The sequence below is a fragment of the Candidatus Rokuibacteriota bacterium genome (assembly GCA_016209385.1).
Lineage (GTDB): Bacteria > Methylomirabilota > Methylomirabilia > Rokubacteriales > CSP1-6 > JACQWB01.
Genome location: JACQWB010000154.1, coordinates 1 through 18,119, shown reverse-complemented (window position 1 = coordinate 18,119; position 18,119 = coordinate 1). Strand labels below are relative to the sequence as shown.

The following is an 18,119-nucleotide window of genomic DNA, read 5'->3' as shown; positions in this document are numbered from 1 at the left end:
CTCTCGGGCTCGCTCACGTAGATCTTGGCCAGCGCGCTGCTGTCGAGGTAGACCGGGCTAGACTCGATCCTCACGTTCCTCGGCCACGGTCTGCGAGAGCGGTGGGCCCTGCAACCGGATTCCGGCGCGGAAGCGACGATGACTGGAGAAGGGACGTGCCGACGCTCGCGGCGGCGGGACGAGCCGCGCGACCGGCCGTCCGCGGTCGGTGAGCAGCACCTCCCGGCCTCGGCGCACCTCCTCGATGAGCGCGGAGAGATTCTGGCGTGCCTCGCGGATGCCCGCCGATCGCATGCCAGCATTGTGCTACATGTAGCATATGGCGTCAAGATCGCCGCTCCCCGGAGGTGCGGGAGATCTGGCGGAGGCTCCGCCGCCAGCAGCGCACCAGCAGGTTGATGCCCTTCTCTTAGTGGGCGGCGCCGAGCGGAGAGTTGATCGCCACGCGGCGGTCAGCCGCCGCGCGTGTGCATCTCCAGGTGGGGGTCCCGGCGGAGCTCGACGATCTGGACCAGCGGCGTCCGGTGGGCAACCGCGAGGCGCTCCTCGGCACCCCGGTCCGTCCGCCGCTGCCACGTCGGAACGATCAGGGCCTTGATCTCTTCTCTTGAGGCCCCACTGCGGAGCGGACGCCGGAGGTCGGTCCCCTGCTTCGCGTACAGGCAGAGGTACCACATGCCGTCGGCGGTGAGGCGGCTCCGGTCGCACGACCGGCAGAACGGCGCTGTCGTCGAGGAAATAATGCCAAAGACGGTGCCATCCGGCAGCACGAAGCGGTCGGCGGGAGCCGAGCTCTCCTCGACCACGGGCTCGATCCGACCGTAGTAGCGCTCCAGCACCTCCAGGATCGCCGTCCGGGACACCACCTTCTCCATGGACCAGAGCGTCGCGCCCCCGACGTCCATGTACTCGATGAACCGCACCTCGGCGCCGACCCGTTTGCCGTACTCGATCAGGTCCACCAGTTCGTCGTCGTTGATCCCGCGCATCACGACGCTATCGAGCTTCAAGCCCTTGAGCCCCGCCCGGACGGTTGCGTCGATCCCCGCGAGGACCTTGGCGTGACTGTCGCGTCGCGTGAGAGCCTTGAAGCGCTCGGGGCGCAGCGTGTCGAGGCTCACCGTCACCCGATGCACCCGCGCGTCGAAGAGGTCGCGCGCGTACTCGGCCAGCAGCACGCCGTTGGTGGTCATGGCGAGGTCGTGGATCCCGGTCTTGGCGGCCAGCAGACGTACCAGCGTCGGCAGGCCCCGCCGGAGCAGCGGCTCGCCCCCGGTGAGCCGGACCTTGTCGACGCCGAGCTCGACGAAGATGTCCACCAGCGCGCTGACTTCCTCGAAATGGAGGATGTCCGCGCGGGGGAGCCACACGTACTCCTCCTCGGGCATGCAGTACTGGCAGCGCAGGTTGCACCGGTCGGTGACGGAGATGCGCAGGTTGCGGAGCGGTCGGCCGAGCGTGTCGGAAATCGGCATACGGTGTCAGCGAGCCGAAAGAGGTCTCACGGGTCGAGGCCGGACTCAGACCTCAACGAAGACCGACGTCCCCTCGACCTTCACGGGAAAGCAGGCGACCTTCACGGCCGGGTTGTTGACGTTGGCGCCGGTCGTCACGTCGTAGCGCCAGCCGTGCCAGGGACAGGTGATCACCTTGCCCTCAAGCTCACCCTCTCCCAGCGGCCCTCCCCGGTGGAGGCAGGTGTTGTCGAGCACGTAGAAGGTGCCGTCCACGTTGAAGAGGGCGACGGTCTTCCCCTGCACCTCGACGACCCTGCACTCCCCCGGAGCGACCTCGTCCTTCTCACACACTTTGGCGAGCGTGCCCATCCGATGGCCTCCTCGACTGGTCACCCGAGCGACCAGAGGATCTCTTCGAGCGGTCTCCGCACGCAGGTGTAGATCGGCGTGTCGCGGACCGTGTACTTGCTCCCCTCGGTCTCCCGCAGCCGCATGACCAGCGTGACGAAATCCTTCGGCTCGTCTCCCTCGAAGGCGACCACGAAGTCCTGGTCGTCCAGGCCGAACGAGTACCCCGTGTTGATCCGGATCCCCGGGAACTGGTGGCCGACACGGATGTGCTCGGCCATCAGCTTCTGCCGGGTCTCCATCGGGAGCAGGTACCACTCCCGGCTCTTGACGAACGGGTACACGAAGAGGTACTTCCCCTGTCCCGGCTCGACCATCACCGTCACCTCCTCGACATGCCCCTTCGTGTAGGAGGATTCCCGGGTCACGGCCAGGTAGCTCCCCGTATTCTCCAGCCACGGGGCCATCGCGGTCTTCCTGAGCCCCTCCGTGAGCGCCTGGATCGAATCCAGCTCCGGCGCGATGAGCCAGAGGAGGAAATCGGCGTCCCGTCTCAGGCCGAGGGTCGAGTAGGTGCGGATGACCATCCGCTGCCCGAAGTCGTCCACCCGGGCCAGGAACTCCGAGATGGCCCGGCCTTTGTCTTCCTTGGCGAGCCCGTACCAGGCCGGCGTGACCCGGAACACGGTATAGAGCATGAAGCGTCCCGGCGGCGTCTGTTCCACGTCGCTCCCTCCTTACACCGCAGCCGCAGCGGGGACGCACCCAGGCCTTCGGCCCGGGTACCCGGCCCTCTGGAACTCCCGGATCAGCCCGGCCTTCTTCACGCCGACATCGAGGTGGTCCCAGGGGAACGTCTCATCCAGGCCCCGGGCGCGCGTCGTGTAGAACTCCGGATCCCCGTCCCACTCCTTGAGCGCCCGGCGCCAGTTCCCGTCGAAGCGCACGGCCAGCTCCAGGAAGTCAGCCACGCGCCTGTCGCCCCGGGCCAGGAGGGCCTGGAGCGAGGCCTCGCGCGGGTTCTCGTGGAGGACCCTGACGTTGGCCAAGTGCCGAACCCCGTCCTTGATCACGGCCAGCTTCTCCTCCAGGCTCCGGAGGTCGTCGAAGGGACACCACTGGAACGGCGTCCAGGGCTTCGGTACGAAGGACGAGATCGAGAGCGTGAGGCGCCCGAAAGGCCGGCCATCGCGCGAAGGGACGCTGAGCCGCTCGAGGAGCCGGCGCGCCAGGTCGGGGATCGCTTCCACGTCCTCCCGGGTCTCGCCTGGAAGGCCGATCATGAAGTAGCACTTGAGATTCGGGATCCCGTGGGCCCGCACCAGATCGCAGGCCGCATAGAGCTGGGCGTCGCTGATGGCCTTGCGGATCACTCCCCTGAGCCGCTCCGTCCCCGCCTCGGGAGCAATCGTGAGCGTCCGGTGGCCGCCCCGCTGGATCGCGGCCACCAACTCCTCGGTCAGGCTGTCGGCACGGAGCGACGAGATCGAGATCTCGAGACCATGCTCCTCCAGGATCTTCATCAGCTCGCCGATCCAGGGATAGTCCGAGACGCAGGCGCCCACGAGCCCCACCCGCTTCGTCTCTGTGGCGAGCCGGGCGACGGTCTCGCGGAGCGCCTCAAGGCTCCGGTGGCGCACGGGCCGGTACACCTCCCCTTCCAGGCAGAAGCGACAGCCCCGACCGCACCCTTTGCCGACTTCGAGGAGGGCCATGTGCCCGTACTCGGCCTGCGGGCTCTTGAGGAGCGAGATCGTCTCAAAGCGATTCACATCCTTGAGACGGCGCTTGACGACCACGGCGGGGACGCCCTCCCGCGCCGGAACGACGGCGGCGACCGTCGCATCGGCGGCATAGCTCATGCGATAGGCGGCGGGCACGTACATCCCCTGAATCGTCGCCAGCCGGTCGAGCAGAACGTCCCGGCTCCGCGCCGCCGGCGTCACACCCTCGCAGACCTCCCGGTAGGCCGCGATCAGCTCGCGGACGAGCTCTTCGCCCTCGCCGACGACGACGAAGTCCATGAAGGGCGCGAGCGGCTCGGGGTTCGAAAAGGCGCAAACGCCCCCCATCAGGAGCAGCGGGTCGTGAGGACGGCGGACCTCGGGCCGGAGCGGGATCCCGGCCATCTGGAGGAGACGCAGCACGTTGATGTAGTCCCCCTCATAGGTCACCGAGAAGCCAACCATGTGGAAGTCCGCCAGAGGGCGCTGGGACTCGAGCGAGAACGGGACGCTGCCGGTCCGGCGAAACTCCTCAAGGTCCTCGGGGTCGGGGAAGAAAACCCGCTCGCAGACCACGTCGGGGAGCTGATTGAGATGCCAGTAGATGGTCTGGAACCCGAGGTTGGACCTCCCGACGGCGTAAGTGTTCGGGTAGACCAGGGCGAAGGCGATCTTGCCGCCCCAGTCTTTCCTGATCACCCCCTCCTCTCGACCGAGGAGGGTCTGGGCCTTCTTCTTGAGCCGCCAGGACATTCCTTTTCCTTATTTGATGGAAAGTTAGCGTGGGCCAGTCTAGCAGACGGTCACCCGCCCGGTCAAGCGCTCGGCAGGTTTCACAGGTTTCACAGGTTTCAGCGCCCGGAGAGGACGGCAACGGGGCTCGGCAGGATCCGCGCAAGCGCCCAGTAGGCGCCCAGAGCCAGGAGGAAGCTCGGGACCGAGGCGCCGAGCCCCGGGAGCCCGGCGAGCCCGAGCCAGGCAAGTTTCCCCGCGATCCAGAGGTACCCGATCACTCCGACCGCCCACGCGGCGAGCCCGGGCCAGTGCAGCCCGTTCCAGTACCAGTATGCGCCGCCGGAGTGGAAGAGCTCGCTGACGTCGTAGCGCCGGCGCACGGCGAAATAGTCGCCCGCCAGGACGCCGAAGAGCAGCACGAAGATCGAACCAATCAGGAGGAGGAACCCTTCGTACTGGGTGACGTCGAGGAACAGGGCGAGGGCAAATGTACGCCGATCCCCAGGTCGCCCCAGAGCACGACGTAGTGCCAGAACCCGAGGCGGCGCGCCTCAGGGGGTACCGGCTCGACACCCCACTGTCCTAACGGATCCATTTTTAGTCGGAGGGGGCCCGGGTACCCGCGCCGAAGGCGTGGGTGTCCCCCTCCGAAGCCGCCCCCCACCGATTGCGCGGGCAAGCCCGCGCTCGAATCCTCACTCCGGGAGCTCGATGGTCCGCGTCCCAACTAGCGCGAAGGGCGCGGCCTGTCTCCGCGCCCCTCGCGCCCGCTCGCCAGCCGCTGCATCGCTATCCCTTGATGACCCCGACGGGCCTGAGCCTGGCGACCTTCCGCGAGATGCCGAACTTCTCGACCACCTCCACCACGTTCTTCACGTCCTTGTAGGCGTCCGACATCTCTTCCTCGAGCGCATCGCGCCCCGTGGCGCGGGCGAGGATGCCCTTGGCCTCGAGCTCGCGCGCGATGTGGCGCCCTCGCGCGGCCTTCACCGCCGCGGTCCGGCTCATGACCCGGCCGGCGCCGTGACAGGTGCTGCCGAACGTCTCCCGCATCGAGGTCTCGGTCCCGAGGAGGACGTACGAGTAGCGCCCCATGTCGCCCGGGATGAGGACGGGCTGGCCGATCGCCCGGTAGGCCTCCAGCAGCTCGGGATGGCCCGGCGGGAAGGCGCGGGTGGCGCCCTTCCGATGGACCACGACCCGGCGGCGGCCACCCTCCACCTCGTGCTCCTCGAGCTTGGCGATGTTGTGGGCCAGGTCGTACACGAGCCCCATCCCGAGGTCGGCCGGGGAGATTCCGAGCACCCGCATGAAGACCTCGCGGGTCCAGTGGGCCAGGCACTGCCGGTTGGCGAAGGCGAAGTTCGCCGCCGCGCGCATCGCGGCCAGGTAATCCTTCCCCTCGGGCGAGTCGAGCGGCGCGCAGGCGAGCTGGCGGTCGGGGAGCTGGATCCCGTACCCTCGCACCGCGCCCTCCAGCCGGCGCAGGTAGTCGGTGCACACCTGGTGCCCGAACCCCCGCGACCCAGTGTGAATCATGACGGTAACCTGATCCGGGAAGAGCCCGAGGACCCGGGCCGATGCCTCGTCGAAGATCTCCTCCACAACCTGAACCTCGAGGAAGTGGTTCCCCGAGCCCAGCGTCCCGAGCTGGCCGCGGCCCCGCTCGTAGGCCCGCTGGGTGACCGTGTCCGGGTCCGCGTCGGGCAGGACGCCTCCTGACTCGATCCGCTGGAGATCGTCCTCGCTCCCGAACCCCTGCGCCACGGCCCAGCACGCGCCGTTGACCACCACGCGCCGCTCCTCGCTGCCCGACAGCTTCACCTGCCCGCGGGATCCGACGCCGGTGGGAATCGTCGCGTAGAGACCGTCGACGAGGGCGCGGAGGCGCGGCGCGACCTGGGCGATCGGCAGATTCGTCCGGAGGAGCCGTACCCCGCAGTTGATGTCGTAGCCCACACCCCCGGGACTAACGACCCCGTCGCTCGCGTCGGTCGCCACGACGCCGCCGACGGGCAGGCCATAGCCCTGGTGGATGTCCGGCATCGCGAGGGAGGCTTTGACGATCCCCGGGAGCATCGCCGCGTTGGCAACCTGCTCGAGCGAGGCGTCCCGGCGGATCTGGGCCATGAGGGGCTCGTCGGCCAGGATGAGCCCGGGGACGCGCATCCCCGGCTTGGCGTCTGGCGGGATCCGCCAGAGGTAGGGACCGATCTGCTCAACTTTCACGGAGCGCCCTCCACGACTTCGAAGGGGTCCGGGTCGCGCTCAAATGCCGATGATCTGGACGTCGATGGTGCGGTGGCGCGGACCGTCCAGCTCGGCGAAGATGATGGACTGGAACCGGCCGAGCGAGAGCTCGCCGCCGCTGATCCCGATGGCGACGCTCCGGCCCAGCAGCGCGGCACGCAGATGCGAGTGCGCGTTGCCGCGCTCGCAGTCCGAGTAGCGAGGGTCATCGTGCCGATAGCCGCTCCGCTCCTTCACGAGCCGCTCGAGCAGGGTCTTCAGGTCCTCGACGAGGGCGTGCTGGAACTCGTTCACAAACAGCGCCACCGTGGTGTGCAGCGAGTTGACGAGGAGGACCCCCTCCTTTACATCCGCGCTCAGAACGATGTCCCGGATCTGTTTGGTGATGTCGAGGATCTCAGTGCGCTTTTCACTCAGCAACGTGAACGTCTTACGCACAACTTTCAGCGTCTGCACGCCGATTCCCTCCCTCCAACCTCATGTCGCGGCATCCTTCGACTCGGATGCTCGTACCGCTGGTGCCGAGGGGGGGACTCGAACCCCCACGGCCCGGTCGGGCCAGCGGATTTTAAGTCCGCGGCGTCTTCCAATTCCGCCACCCCGGCGTGACTCCACGGCCCCTACCCGGCTCACTCCGAAGCCAGACACAAGTTGGAGGCGGCGAGCGGATTCGAACCGCTGGATAGAGGTTTTGCAGACCTCCGCCTTGGCCACTTGGCTACGCCGCCACGGGAAGCTTCAGCGTAGAATTCGGGCATGGTCATACACTGGAGCGGGAAACGGGATTTGAACCCGCGACCCCTACCTTGGCAAGGTAGTGCTCTACCCCTGAGCTATTCCCGCGAAATCCGGGTCGGATTCTAGCAGAGGCGCCAGCCACTGTCAACGGAAGGGGCGTCCTAAGGCACTTCCCCCCGGAGGTACCGGACCGCCGCCTCCGGCGGGGTCGGATTGATGAAGAAGCCGCTCCCCCACTCGAACCCCGCCACCTTGGTGAGCTTGGGGATGACTTCCAGGTGCCAGTGAAAGTGGTCCGGGGCGGGGTCCTTCAGCGGCGCCGTGTGGAGCATGAAGTTGAAGGGCGGGTCGAGGAGCACCTGATTCATGCGCCGCAAGAGCTCCCCGACCATCACCGCCAGCGCGTCCACCTCGTCGCGGGTGATCTCCTCGTAGGCCGACCCGTGATGGTCGGGGAGGATCCAGGTCTCGAAGGGGAAGCGCGGCGCGAACGGGGCCATGGCGATGAAACCGGCCTCGTCCAGGATCACGCGCCCACTCCCCTGCCGCTCCAGCCGGATGATGTCGCACCAGACGCAGCGCTCTTTGAGCCTGAAGTACCTGGCGGACCCCTCCAGCTCCTCCTCGACCATGATGGGGACGATGGGCGTGGCGATGAGCTGGGAGTGGGAGTGCTCGAGCGAGGCGCCGGCCGCCTCGCCGTGGTTCTTGAAGATGAGGACATACTCGAAGCGCGGGTCCTTCTTCAAATCCACCACCCGCTCCCGGTACGCCCAGAACACGTCGCCCGCCGCCGAGGGCGGGAGGCTGGCGAGCGTCGCCTGATGGTCCGGCGTCTCGATGATCACCTCGTGGGCGCCGATCCCGCTCATCCGGTCGTAGAGCCCCTCACCCGAGGGCTCCAGCTCGCCTTCGATCCTGAGCGCCGGGAACTTGTTGGAGACGACGCGCAACGACCACCCGGGGCTGTTTGGAGCCGTGTGGGGGGAGCGGAACGCGAGGATCTCGGGCGGGGTCTTGGCCTCGTTTCCCGCACAGAAGACGCAGTTCCCCCCCGTAAGCCTGACGGGATTGGGGCCAAAGTCGGAGGGCCGCCGTGCCCGCTCCGTCGAGATGATGACCCAGCGCCCGACGACCGGGTCCTTCCTCAGCTCCGGCACGTCCGAGAGCTCCTCGTGAGCGACTCCGTCAGCCCCGGCTCCTCCTCCGGCCGAACCTCGCGCTCCAGGAGGGCCGCGAGCGCCGCCTGGGGCGACTTGCCTTCGAAGAGGACGGCGCCCACCTCGTGGCAGATCGGGAGCGACACGGCGGCGCGCCGAGCGAGCCGGAGCGCCGCCTCCGTCGCGTTCACACCTTCCGCAACCATCCGGCTCGCTCCCTGCGCCTCGGCCAGGCTCTTCCCTCCGGCGAGCGCCAGGCCGAGGGCCCGGTTCCGGCTCAGCGAGCCCGTGCAGGTCAGGACCAGGTCGCCCAGCCCGGCCAGCCCCGCGAACGTGAGCGGCGAGGCCCCCAGCGCCACGCCCAGGCGCGTGATCTCGGCGAGGCCACGCGTGATCAGGCCGGCACGGGCGTTCTCGCCGAGCCCGAGGCCGTCACAGATGCCAGTCGCGATGGCGATGATGTTTTTCAGTGCGCCGCCAAGTTCTACACCCAGAACGTCCCGGTTCGTGTAGAGGCGGAACTCCCGGGAGGCCAGGCGCCGCTGGACGCGGACCGCGAGGTCCGGGTCGGCCGAGGCGACCACGGCGGCGGTGGGCCGGCCCAGGGCGACCTCGCGCGCAAACGTCGGGCCCGACAGGACCGCGACCGGTGAGGCCGGAACGAGCTGGGCCAAAATCTCCGACATCCGGCGGGCGGTGGCAGGCTCCAGCCCCTTCGTCGCCGAGAGGAGCGGCACGTGGGAGCGAAGCGACGGCCGCGCGGCCTCCACCACGGCAGCAAAGGCATGTGAGGGTGCCACCAGGAGGATCAGGTCCGCTCCGTCGAGGGCGTCGGAGAGCGCCGGGGTGGGATGCACCTCGGGCGGCAGCACGATCCCCGGCAGGTACCACGGGTTCTCGCGATCGCTCCGCATCAGCTCGACCAGCTCGGGCTCCCTGACCCAGAGGCGAGGTGAAACCCCGAGCCGAGCGAGATGGATGGCAAGAGCGGTACCCCAGCCCCCGCCGCCGACCACCGCGACCCCGCCGGAGGCGGTCATGAGGCCGGCGCCCGTTCCCCCAGCTTCGGCTCGGTCCCGGTGTGAAGGCGGGCCAGGTTATCCCTGTGACGGAACATCACGATCAGGACCGCGGCGAGCGAAGCCAGGAGCGATTCGACCGGGTAGCCGAGGAGGAAGGCACCCGGCGGGAGGCAGAACGCAGCGGTCAGCGAGGCCAGCGAGACATAGCGAAAGGTGAGGACGACGATCGCCCAGACCAGGGCGGCTGGCAGCGTGGCCAGGGGCATCAGCCTGAGAAAGGCGCCGAGGGTGGTCGCCACACCCTTCCCGCCCCGGAAGCCGAGAAAGACCGACCAGCAGTTGCCGACGATGGCGACGAATGCCCCCGCAGGCTCCCACCACGGCTCGGGACCGATCCCGCCGGCGAGCCATACCGCCGCCCATCCCTTGGCGACATCCCCCGCGAAGGTGAGCGCCGCCGGCCCCTTGCCGAGCGTCCTGAGCACGTTGGTCGCCCCGATGTTGCCGCTGCCGTGCCGCCGGATGTCCACGCCTCCGAACGCGCGCGCCACCAGGTAACCGACAGGCACCGCGCCCAGGAGGTAGACGGCAGCCAACCAGGCGAGGCTCAGGGCCATCGCTCCTCGTCCCGAACCAGCGCGTCGTAGTCGGCCTTGGCGAAAAAGCGGATGAAGTAATCGATGCCCGACACCACGGTGAGCACGAGCGCCACCCAGAGCGCCGCGTCGGCAAGCCAGTAGAACGGCACGTACTCGGGAGGCACGCCCTTCTCGAGTATCAGCAGCGTGATAGCGACGTACTGGGTGAACGTCTTGTACTTGGCCAGCTCCGAGGCCGGAACCACGGTCCCGACCGAGGCGGCGATCCCGCGCAGGCCCGTCACGGCGAACTCCCTCCCGATGATCACCACCACCATCCACGCCGGCACCTTGTTGATCTGGACCAGCGAGATCAGCGCCGCGGCCACCAGCAGCTTGTCGGCTACGGGATCGAGCAGCTTGCCCAGCGTCGTGACCTGATGCCGGCGACGGGCGATGAGGCCATCCAGCCAGTCCGTCAGCGAGGCCGCGACGAAGATGACCGCGGCGATCAGGACATGCACCCGGGAGGAGGAGATGAGGAAGACCACCACGAGGGGGACGAGGACAATGCGGACCAGGGTGAGGCCAATGGGAAGATTAACCATCGGAAGGTTCACGCCCTTATATCCACTCTCGGAGCAGACGGTGAGAGTTCCTCCGAGCGTTCGGGAGACAACCGCGCCACATTATGCCCCCCCCTCCCCGCCATGTCAAGGAAGCGTAGGTGTTAGGGTCATCCCTGACAGTCAGGGTGCCCGATGCGGTGGGCACCGCGCCAGCACGAAGCCGGCACCTCGCGAGTTCGCGCCCTCGCCAGCGCGCGCGCGTGTCGGACACGTATTGACAGGGCTGCAACTCTTCACTTACCATGCTGCTCGTCCTGGTGGTCATGATGACCTTCCTCGGTGGCGCCAGCATCACCGTTTATCGCGTCCCTGGGCGCAGCCATCTGCGGAAAGAACCCCGAGCGTCCTCACCGACAGCCGGGCGTCGCTCGTAGCGAGCGGAGAAGGAGGACCGTCCATGGCGGTAAAGGTGCTGGAACTCCACCACCATGCTGTCCGCGTCGGCCCGAATGAGCCCGAGCCCGACAAAGCCCTCACGTTCTACCGTGACGTGCTGGGACTCCTCCCTGATGGGGGCCGGCCCTACATTCCGGGCGTGCCCGGCTACTGGATGGAGGTGGGCGACAAGGCTCAGATCCACCTGATGGGCGCGACCGGCACCTCCAAGGTCGCCAAAGGCGAAGGCAAGGATCCGACCAAGCCCCACGTGGCGCTGGCGGTGCCAGACATCCAGGAAGCCAAGAAGGAGCTGGACCGCCTGGGCGTGGCCTACTGGACCATCGTGGGGTTGGTTGGTCCAGAGAGCGAGCAGGTGTTTCTGGACGACCCGTTCGGCAACATGATCGAGCTCCATCAGGCCGGGACCTGCCGGTGCAACAAGAGCGCGGGAGCAGGTATCGGGAGTATGAGGTGAGCGTGTTCGGCCTGTCGGACGCGCAGCGGCGGATCGTCGAGCGTGCGGAGCGGCTCACCCGGAAAAAGATCGCCCCGCGCGCCTCCGCGTACGACCGCGATGGGATCAACCCGGTGGAGAACTGGCGCGACCTCTGGCGCGAGGGGTTTCTGGCCGAGACGGTCCCGACGGCGCACGGCGGCCTCGAGCTCGACATGCCTACCTATGCCGCCGTGATCCGGACCGTGGCCAAGGGATGCGCGAACACCGCGATGACGCTCCACATGCACTCCACGGTCATGCGCTTCATCGATGCCCTCGGCACCGGCGCTCAGAAGCGCGGCTACTTCCCTGAGGTGGTCGAGCACGGCAAGCTCTTCGGCAGCTGGGGAAGCGAGCCGGCCGTAAGCCTCTCCAGGACCTTTCTGATGGAGACCACGATCAGGCCCGACGGGGACAGCTACGTGATCGACGGGGTCAAGCACTTCTGCACCATGGCCCTGGGCGCCTCCTACTACATGGTCTGGTGCGCCCTGGATGGCGAACCGGACATGTCCAAGTCGCTTCTTCTGGCCCTGGTCCCCGCCGAGACTCCCGGGATTTCCACCGACGGGAAGTGGAACACGCTGGGGATGCGCGCCACCTACAGCCCGTCCGTGACCCTGAACGGGGTGCGTGTCTCGCGCGACGCCATCCTGGGTGATGCCGGCTCGGCGATCCGCGTTGGCGTCGTGGAGAGCTTCGGCCTCGGTTACGCGGCCATCTACCTCGGGATCGCCGAGGCCGCACTCGAGTTCGCGCTGGACTACGTCAGGAAGCGCATCGTCCGACCGGAGAACATCGCCGTCGCGCAGGATCCGATCGTCCAGCGGCACGTCGGCGAGCTGCGGGCGCACCTGGACGCGGCGCTCCTCGTCCTCGCCGACTCGGCGGCCCGCTGGGAGAACGCCGACATGGTGGAGCGAGCGCTCCTGGCGAACAGGGCGAAATACCTCGCCACCGAGGTCGGGCTCCAGGTCACCTCGAAGGTGCTCCAGGTCGTGGGCGGCCGTGGCGCCTACAAGGACTACCCCGTGGAGCGCGCCTTCAGGGACCTGAGGACCTGCAGCCTGATGCCGCCCACCGTGGACCGGATGCTGGAGGCGATCGGCAAGAGCGCGCTCGGCCTCGAGACCGGGATGTTCCGGTTCGGCGCAGGCCCCCAAGGCGCCTGACGTCTGAGGCCGCACGCCCGAAGCGCCACCGGCGGCAGGGTGACGCTCTAGCCTGGCGGCGGTCGCGACTCCTGTCTGCGATTGCCGATCATCCGGAGCAAGGGCGGCGGCTGGAGACCCGCCCCGCTCTTACCCCTCACCGAAGTGCGCATGAGTCAAGGGTCACGAACCGGCTGGTGTGATCCCGGTTGCGTTGGTGCGAGGCTTGCGCTAGCCTGCAGTCGCCAGCCTGGCCGAAAGGGAGGAGTCAACAGGTGAAAGCCGTCAAGGGCGCAGGTCTGATCGACGGACTCGGTGGGGAAGTCCGGAGGCAACGCATCAGGAACCACGGAGGATAGGCCATGGTTAACGAACCCTGGAAGACTGACCAGTGGTTTACGAGTCCTTGGAACTTTCTGCCGGAGGTCCGACGCGGCCTGACATTCCCCACGAAGTTGCAGGTCCACGACGTGACGTTGCGCGACGGGGAGCAGCAAGCGGGTGTTGAGTTCACCGCGGATGACAAGATTCGTATCGCGGAGGCACTCGCTGAGGCAGGGGTTCACCGCATTGAGGCAGGGTTGCCCGCGGTCTCGCCCGAAGATGAGCGGGCGGTGCGAGAGATCGCGCGGCGCCGTCTGGGTGAAGTCTGGGCGTTCAGCCGATGCATGGTCGATGACGTGAAGCGGGCCGCTGACTGCGGGGTGGCCGGCGTTGTCATGGAGATCCCCTCGAGCCATCACCTGATCGAGCAGGCCTACCGCTGGCCGATCGAAAAGGCCGTCTCGCTCTCCATTGAGGCCACCCGCTTTGCCCATGAGCAGGGGCTCAAGGTGTCGTTCTTCCCCATCGATGCCACGCGTGCCGGCATAACCGAATACCTCGACCTCGTTGGGCGTGTGGCAAAGGAAGGGCACGTCGATGCGGTGGGCTTGGTGGACACCTTCGGCGTCCTCAGCCCGCACGCGGTTTCCTTCTTCGTGCGAAAGACCCGAGAGCGGCTGGGCGTCCCGCTTGAGACACACTTCCACATGGACTTTGGGCTCGGCGTGGCCAATACGGTGAGCGCCGTCGCAAGCGGTGTGGAGGTGATCCAGACCACGGTTACCGGGATCGGGGAGCGCGCCGGCAACACCCCGATGGAGGAGACGCTGCTCACGCTCCTCACGATGTACGGTGTCGACACGGGTATCCACACCGAGCGCTTCACGGCCATCTCGCGGCTCGTGATGAAGCTTGCCGGCGTGCAGCAGCCCTCAAACCGTCCAGTTGTCGGCGAGCGGCTCTTCCATGTCGAGAGCGGGATCATCGCTGGTTGGGTCCGCAACGTCGGGAAGGAAATCACCGAGGCCTTCCCGTATCGGCCGGAACTTGTCGGGCAGGATGAGCCGCGAATCGTTTTCGGTAAGGGTTCAGGGCTCGACTCCATCGCCTATGCGTTGGACCGCTACGGCCTCTCGGCGACAAACGAGGAGATGCTCGCCATTCTCACCGAGGTGAAGTCGCGCTCCCTCGAGCGGAAGGGGCTCCTCGACGAGGACGAGTTTCGTGCGCTCGTCGAGCGGGTGCTATCCAAGACGACCAGCCCAGGGAGTCGGTGATATCGGCAAGCCCTCTGCGGGATCCCGCGCGCATCTATCTCTTCGACCCAGCGGGCAGGCGTATGCACGGGAAGGCACCATGAAAATCGGTGTGGTCTTTCCGCAGACCGACATCGGCAACGACCCCACCGCCATCCGCGACTATGCGCAGGCGGTCGAGGCGATGGGCTACACACACATCCTGGCCTACGATCACGTGCTCGGCGCCAACCCCGACCGCCCCGGCGGGTGGAAGGGGACGTACGACTACCGCGCTGCGTTCCATGAACCGTTCGTGCTCTTCGGGTTCCTCGCCGCCGTCACCCATCGGGTGGCGCTGGCGACCGGCATCATCATCCTGCCGCAGCGCCAGACCGCACTCGTCGCAAAGCAAGCAGCCGTCGTCGATGTCCTCTCGGGCGGGCGACTTCGTCTGGGGGTCGCCGTCGGCTGGAACGCGGTCGAGTACGAGGCGCTCGGCGAGGACTTTCACACCAGAGGCAAAAGGATCGACGAGCAGATCGAGGTCTTACGAACCCTCTGGACGAAAGAGCTTGTCACGCTCGAGAAGCGCTGGCACCGGATCTCGGACGCCGGACTCAATCCGCTGCCGGTCCAGCGACCGATTCCGATCTGGATGGGAGGCCTGAGCGACGCGGCACTGCGCCGCGCGGCGAGAGTGGCGGAGGGTTGGATCTGGTCAGGGGCGGTGCGGCCCGGCGCCGAAGCCCAGGGACTGATCGACAAGGCTCACGCGTTAGTCGCGGCGGCAGGCCGCGATCCCTCCGCGTTCGGGATCGAGGGCCGACTGGTGCTCTCCCAGCTCGCGCCTGAGCGGTGGGCCGCCGAAGTCTCCGCCTGGCGCGCGATGCGGGGCCTCACCCATCTCTGCGTGGACACCATGCGCCTTGGCTTGACGAAGCCCGACCAGCACGTCGAGGCGCTCCGGCGCTTCAAGGATGCTACGCTGTGAGCGGAACGCGCCGGATCGGCTGGTGCGCGGAAGCTGTCCTGGAATTCCTCCGTTCGAGCGCGCACCCACGCCTTCGGCCGACTCAGGCCTTCGGCCTGGGTGCCCGCCCGGCCCGCGCAATCTCTCGGGGGCCGCTCGATCCTGGCGACGTCATCGTCACCGGTACGCCGGGCGGCGTCGGCTCGCGGCGGAACCCGCCGGTGTGGATGGCCAAAGGCGACGAGGTGGAGGTGGACATCTCGGGCATCGGTGTCCTCCGCAACCCGATCATGGAGGAGTGACCATGACGACATCACCCGTCTCGTTCAGCCACTTCGGGATCCACGTGACCGACCTCGCCCGCATGGAGGACTTCTACACGCGGGTGCTCGATCTCCTCGTCACCGACCGCGGAGCGCTCCGAGACGGGCCCACGCTGGTCTTCCTCTCGCGCGACCCCGACCAGCACCACCAGATGGTCCTGGTCACGGGTCGGCCGCCCGGCGCCGGCTACAACGTCGTGAACCAGATCTCGTTCAAGCTGCCGATGCTCGCCGATTTGAAGGCGATGTATACGCGCGTACGGGAGGAACGAGTGAAGGAGTTCAGGATCGTCACCCACGGCAACGCCTGGTCGGTCTACTTCGCGGACCCGGAGGGTAACCGCGTCGAGCTCTTCGTCGACACCCCGTGGCACACGCCCCAACCCTTCGCCGAGCCGTTCGACATCGAGGCGCCGGTCGAGGCGATCCTCGAGGAGACGGAGGCCCTCTGCCGGAGCCGTCCGGGGTTCGCGTCGCGCGCCGAGTGGCGGAAGGCGCAAGTGCAGAGGATGAGCGCATGACACCGGTGCGAGTAGCCGCGGTGGGCGTCGGGGGCTGGGGCCGCGTGCTCGCCGACACAGCGGCGCGGGGGACCGGCCTCACCATCGTGGCCTGCACCGGCCGCTTCGCCGAGAATCGCGAGGCCCTTGCCAAGACCTACGGCTGCCGGGACCTTCCGAGCTACGAGGCGGTCCTGGCGGACCCCGAGGTGGAGGGTGTGCTCATCACGACGCCCCACTCCTTCCACGCCGAGCAGGTCGTGGCGGCCGCCGAGGGCGGCAAGCACGTGTTCGTGGAGAAGCCGTTCACCCTCACGGTCGCCGACGCGCGACGCGCGATGGAGGCCTGCCGCCGGGCCGGGGTCGTCCTGGCCGTCGGCCACCAGCGGCGCAAGCAGGCGGCGAACCGGGCCCTCAAGCGACTCCTCGACGAGGGTGCCCTGGGTCGCGTCGCTCAGATCGAGGGTAACATCTCGGCGGACATCGGCTTCAGGCTCAAGCCGGGCGTCTGGCGCACCGTCCGCGCGGAGACGCCTGGGGGGGCCATGACCAACCTGGGCATTCACCACGTGGACACGTTCCAGTACCTCCTGGGGCCCATCGTCCGCGTGATGGCCTTCTCACGCCGCGTGGCTCTCACAGGGGTGGAGACCGACGACGCGACCTCCATTCTCTTCGAGTTCGCAGCGGGCGGTCTGGGCTACCTCGGCACCTCGTGGGTACACGCGAACCGGACATCTGTCATCACGCTGTACGGCACTGAGGCACAGGCCTGGAGCGAGGCGGACGGCGCGCGCCTCTTTCTCGCCCGCCGCGGCCAGCCGGAGCGGACCGCCGTGCCGTTCACGCCGGTGGACCCAGTCGTCGAAGAGCTGGCGGAGTTCGCGCGTTGCGTGAGGGAGGGGACGAGGCCGGAGGTCGGCGGCGAGGAGGCAACGGCCAACGTCGCCGTGCTGGAGGCGATCGTCGAGTCGGCGGAGACCGGACACGCGGTTCTCGTAGGGGGTAAGCGACTTGCTCAGAGCGCACCAGCCTGAATCCGTCGAGGAGGAGAAACATGAGCGAGCATCGGAACGCCACGCCCCGACCGTCGCAAACCAAGACCGAGGGTGCGATCAAGGCCGGCAATGGACGCTACATCTTTGATCTAGCCCGGCTGAATACGATCGACGCCGGCCCCGGCTACTCGACGGCGCATGGACCGGTCATCGAGGGCGAACGCATCCAGATCGGTCTGATGCGGATGCCGAGAGGAACGGGCGGCCGACCGCACAGCCATCCCAACGAGCAGTGGATCTACGTCCTGCAGGGCACGCTTGAGACCGAAGTCGAGGGCGTCAAGTCGCGCGTGCCGTCCGGCTCTCTGGTCTACATACCGGCCAATGCCGTGCACTCGGCATTGGCGACGCCGGAGCAGGACGTCGTCTTCCTGACCGCCAAGGACATGTCCCACGGGATCGTCGGCACCCCCGTGGACACCTCGATCTCCGCGCCGCTGTACGCGCCCGGGTTCGAGCCGAAGCCGTAGTCGGGGACCGGCTCGACGATCCGGGAGAAGGAGAGAGGCCGTGCCGGTGTTGCTCTCTCGCTCAGCGTGCCGATGGTCCACTGGGCCGATGCCGACCTCGGCCAGCGGCTCGCCCGCACGGTGAACGACGCCATGGTGGAAGCCCACCGCGCATACCCCGACCGATTCGTGGGGCTCGCCACGCTCCCCATGCAGGAGCCGAAGCTCGCCCTGCAGGAGCTCGAGCGCGTGGCAGGCTTGCCGGGCATCAGGGGGGTCTACCTGCCCACCAAATTGACTGATTTGGGAAGGGGGACGCAGACTCCCCCAAGTGCCTGGCCCGATGGGGCCGGCTCCTACCACCATAAAGGGGGAGGACCAGTGAGCGATTTCAAGAGCGAGGTCCGCGACGGGATGCGTATCGACTGGGACGTTCCGATCGCCATAGACGACGGCCTCGTCCTTCGCGCCGACGTCTATCGGCCGATCCGGACGGGCAAGTACCCCGTCATCATGTCCTACGGCCCCTACGGCAAATGGCTCCACTTCGAGGACCTCTACACCGACCAGTGGCGGCGCATGGTCACGGAG

At 67.7% G+C, this 18,119-nt stretch carries 20 protein-coding genes, 3 tRNA genes and 1 pseudogene; 9 read left to right on the top strand and 15 right to left on the bottom strand.

The features are described from left to right. Window positions 1-57: 57 nt before the first annotated feature. From HY726_10845 to pgsA, 15 genes are all read right to left on the bottom strand, one after another. A complete protein-coding gene (locus tag HY726_10845) occupies window positions 58-294 on the bottom strand; it encodes a type II toxin-antitoxin system prevent-host-death family antitoxin (GenBank protein ID MBI4609494.1) in 237 nt (78 codons plus the stop codon). A 158-nt stretch (window positions 295-452) separates the two neighbouring features. After that, complete coding sequence (gene moaA / locus HY726_10840; GenBank protein MBI4609493.1) at window positions 453-1,475, bottom strand: GTP 3',8-cyclase MoaA; 1,023 nt, start codon at window positions 1,473-1,475, stop codon at window positions 453-455. 45 nt (window positions 1,476-1,520) lie between these two features. Then, the gene (locus HY726_10835; protein MBI4609492.1) at window positions 1,521-1,826 is read right to left on the bottom strand and encodes a Rieske 2Fe-2S domain-containing protein; all 306 of its coding nucleotides are present in this window, start codon (window positions 1,824-1,826) and stop codon (window positions 1,521-1,523) included. Window positions 1,827-1,846: 20 nt separating this feature from the next. Continuing rightward, entirely contained in the window at window positions 1,847-2,530 is a 684-nt protein-coding gene (locus HY726_10830) for a chlorite dismutase family protein (GenBank protein MBI4609491.1), read from the bottom strand. 12 nt (window positions 2,531-2,542) lie between these two features. Further along, window positions 2,543-4,282: a radical SAM protein gene (locus tag HY726_10825; protein MBI4609490.1), complete on the bottom strand. Its 1,740-nt coding sequence runs from the start codon at window positions 4,280-4,282 to the stop codon at window positions 2,543-2,545. A 98-nt stretch (window positions 4,283-4,380) separates the two neighbouring features. Beyond that, window positions 4,381-4,683, bottom strand: a complete 303-nt coding sequence (locus tag HY726_10820) for a cytosine permease (GenBank protein MBI4609489.1) — start codon at window positions 4,681-4,683, stop codon at window positions 4,381-4,383. 370 nt (window positions 4,684-5,053) lie between these two features. Then, window positions 5,054-6,433 (bottom strand): RtcB family protein, encoded by a 1,380-nt coding sequence (locus HY726_10815; protein MBI4609488.1) that lies wholly within the window; start codon window positions 6,431-6,433, stop codon window positions 5,054-5,056. A gap of 99 nt (window positions 6,434-6,532) precedes the next feature. Next, window positions 6,533-6,952 carry a YjbQ family protein gene (locus tag HY726_10810; protein MBI4609487.1) on the bottom strand — a complete coding sequence of 140 codons (420 nt, stop codon included), beginning with the start codon at window positions 6,950-6,952 and terminating at the stop codon, window positions 6,533-6,535. A 78-nt stretch (window positions 6,953-7,030) separates the two neighbouring features. Beyond that, a tRNA-Leu gene (locus HY726_10805) sits at window positions 7,031-7,119 on the bottom strand. Between the two features lie 47 nt (window positions 7,120-7,166). Then, window positions 7,167-7,242, bottom strand: a tRNA-Cys gene (locus tag HY726_10800). Window positions 7,243-7,282: 40 nt separating this feature from the next. Continuing rightward, window positions 7,283-7,357 (bottom strand) — tRNA-Gly (locus HY726_10795). A 56-nt stretch (window positions 7,358-7,413) separates the two neighbouring features. Further along, entirely contained in the window at window positions 7,414-8,412 is a 999-nt protein-coding gene (gene galT / locus HY726_10790; protein MBI4609486.1) for a galactose-1-phosphate uridylyltransferase, read from the bottom strand. Next, complete coding sequence (locus HY726_10785; GenBank protein MBI4609485.1) at window positions 8,400-9,452, bottom strand: NAD(P)-dependent glycerol-3-phosphate dehydrogenase; 1,053 nt, start codon at window positions 9,450-9,452, stop codon at window positions 8,400-8,402. Before HY726_10785 ends, galT begins: the two co-directional genes overlap by 13 nt. Beyond that, complete coding sequence (plsY, locus tag HY726_10780) at window positions 9,449-10,051, bottom strand: glycerol-3-phosphate 1-O-acyltransferase PlsY (GenBank protein MBI4609484.1); 603 nt, start codon at window positions 10,049-10,051, stop codon at window positions 9,449-9,451. The genes HY726_10785 and plsY overlap by 4 nt, the downstream gene beginning before the upstream one ends. Further along, a complete protein-coding gene (pgsA, locus tag HY726_10775) occupies window positions 10,042-10,620 on the bottom strand; it encodes a CDP-diacylglycerol--glycerol-3-phosphate 3-phosphatidyltransferase (GenBank protein ID MBI4609483.1) in 579 nt (192 codons plus the stop codon). The genes plsY and pgsA overlap by 10 nt, the downstream gene beginning before the upstream one ends. A 418-nt stretch (window positions 10,621-11,038) precedes the next feature. Between pgsA and HY726_10770 the strand changes: the two genes are divergently transcribed. From HY726_10770 to HY726_10730, 9 genes and pseudogenes are all read left to right on the top strand, one after another. Continuing rightward, entirely contained in the window at window positions 11,039-11,494 is a 456-nt protein-coding gene (locus HY726_10770; protein ID MBI4609482.1) for a VOC family protein, read from the top strand. Then, window positions 11,491-12,687: an acyl-CoA/acyl-ACP dehydrogenase gene (locus tag HY726_10765; protein ID MBI4609481.1), complete on the top strand. Its 1,197-nt coding sequence runs from the start codon at window positions 11,491-11,493 to the stop codon at window positions 12,685-12,687. Before HY726_10770 ends, HY726_10765 begins: the two co-directional genes overlap by 4 nt. Window positions 12,688-13,028: 341 nt before the next feature. After that, window positions 13,029-14,267 carry a pyruvate carboxyltransferase gene (locus tag HY726_10760; GenBank protein ID MBI4609480.1) on the top strand — a complete coding sequence of 413 codons (1,239 nt, stop codon included), beginning with the start codon at window positions 13,029-13,031 and terminating at the stop codon, window positions 14,265-14,267. 79 nt (window positions 14,268-14,346) lie between these two features. Then, on the top strand, window positions 14,347-15,219 hold the full coding sequence (locus tag HY726_10755; protein MBI4609479.1) for an LLM class F420-dependent oxidoreductase: 873 nt from the start codon (window positions 14,347-14,349) through the stop codon (window positions 15,217-15,219). Then, window positions 15,135-15,500, top strand: coding sequence for a fumarylacetoacetate hydrolase family protein (locus HY726_10750; GenBank protein ID MBI4609478.1), 366 nt, complete (start codon window positions 15,135-15,137; stop codon window positions 15,498-15,500). The genes HY726_10755 and HY726_10750 overlap by 85 nt, the downstream gene beginning before the upstream one ends. A gap of 2 nt (window positions 15,501-15,502) precedes the next feature. After that, the gene (locus tag HY726_10745) at window positions 15,503-16,042 is read left to right on the top strand and encodes a VOC family protein (GenBank protein ID MBI4609477.1); all 540 of its coding nucleotides are present in this window, start codon (window positions 15,503-15,505) and stop codon (window positions 16,040-16,042) included. Next, window positions 16,039-17,058: a Gfo/Idh/MocA family oxidoreductase gene (locus HY726_10740; protein ID MBI4609476.1), complete on the top strand. Its 1,020-nt coding sequence runs from the start codon at window positions 16,039-16,041 to the stop codon at window positions 17,056-17,058. Before HY726_10745 ends, HY726_10740 begins: the two co-directional genes overlap by 4 nt. A 20-nt stretch (window positions 17,059-17,078) precedes the next feature. Beyond that, a complete protein-coding gene (locus HY726_10735; protein MBI4609475.1) occupies window positions 17,079-17,549 on the top strand; it encodes a cupin domain-containing protein in 471 nt (156 codons plus the stop codon). Between the two features lie 72 nt (window positions 17,550-17,621). Then, window positions 17,622-17,825: pseudogene (locus HY726_10730) on the top strand (amidohydrolase family protein). Window positions 17,826-18,119: the final 294 nt, after the last annotated feature.

What these genes read in the sequence shown, in the direction of transcription:
- plsY (MBI4609484.1), bottom strand. Translation starts at nt 10,051, where the DNA reads ATGGCCCTGAGCCTCGCCTGGTTGGCTGCCGTCTACCTCCTGGGCGCG.
- HY726_10760 (MBI4609480.1), top strand. Translation starts at nt 13,029, where the DNA reads ATGGTTAACGAACCCTGGAAGACTGACCAGTGGTTTACGAGTCCTTGG.
- HY726_10745 (MBI4609477.1), top strand. Translation starts at nt 15,503, where the DNA reads ATGACGACATCACCCGTCTCGTTCAGCCACTTCGGGATCCACGTGACC.
- HY726_10755 (MBI4609479.1), top strand. Translation starts at nt 14,347, where the DNA reads ATGAAAATCGGTGTGGTCTTTCCGCAGACCGACATCGGCAACGACCCC.
- HY726_10740 (MBI4609476.1), top strand. Translation starts at nt 16,039, where the DNA reads ATGACACCGGTGCGAGTAGCCGCGGTGGGCGTCGGGGGCTGGGGCCGC.
- pgsA (MBI4609483.1), bottom strand. Translation starts at nt 10,620, where the DNA reads ATGGTTAATCTTCCCATTGGCCTCACCCTGGTCCGCATTGTCCTCGTC.
- HY726_10735 (MBI4609475.1), top strand. Translation starts at nt 17,079, where the DNA reads ATGAGCGAGCATCGGAACGCCACGCCCCGACCGTCGCAAACCAAGACC.
- HY726_10770 (MBI4609482.1), top strand. Translation starts at nt 11,039, where the DNA reads ATGGCGGTAAAGGTGCTGGAACTCCACCACCATGCTGTCCGCGTCGGC.
- HY726_10825 (MBI4609490.1), bottom strand. Translation starts at nt 4,282, where the DNA reads ATGTCCTGGCGGCTCAAGAAGAAGGCCCAGACCCTCCTCGGTCGAGAG.
- HY726_10835 (MBI4609492.1), bottom strand. Translation starts at nt 1,826, where the DNA reads ATGGGCACGCTCGCCAAAGTGTGTGAGAAGGACGAGGTCGCTCCGGGG.
- moaA (MBI4609493.1), bottom strand. Translation starts at nt 1,475, where the DNA reads ATGCCGATTTCCGACACGCTCGGCCGACCGCTCCGCAACCTGCGCATC.
- HY726_10785 (MBI4609485.1), bottom strand. Translation starts at nt 9,452, where the DNA reads ATGACCGCCTCCGGCGGGGTCGCGGTGGTCGGCGGCGGGGGCTGGGGT.
- HY726_10845 (MBI4609494.1), bottom strand. Translation starts at nt 294, where the DNA reads ATGCGATCGGCGGGCATCCGCGAGGCACGCCAGAATCTCTCCGCGCTC.
- HY726_10815 (MBI4609488.1), bottom strand. Translation starts at nt 6,433, where the DNA reads ATGCGCGTCCCCGGGCTCATCCTGGCCGACGAGCCCCTCATGGCCCAG.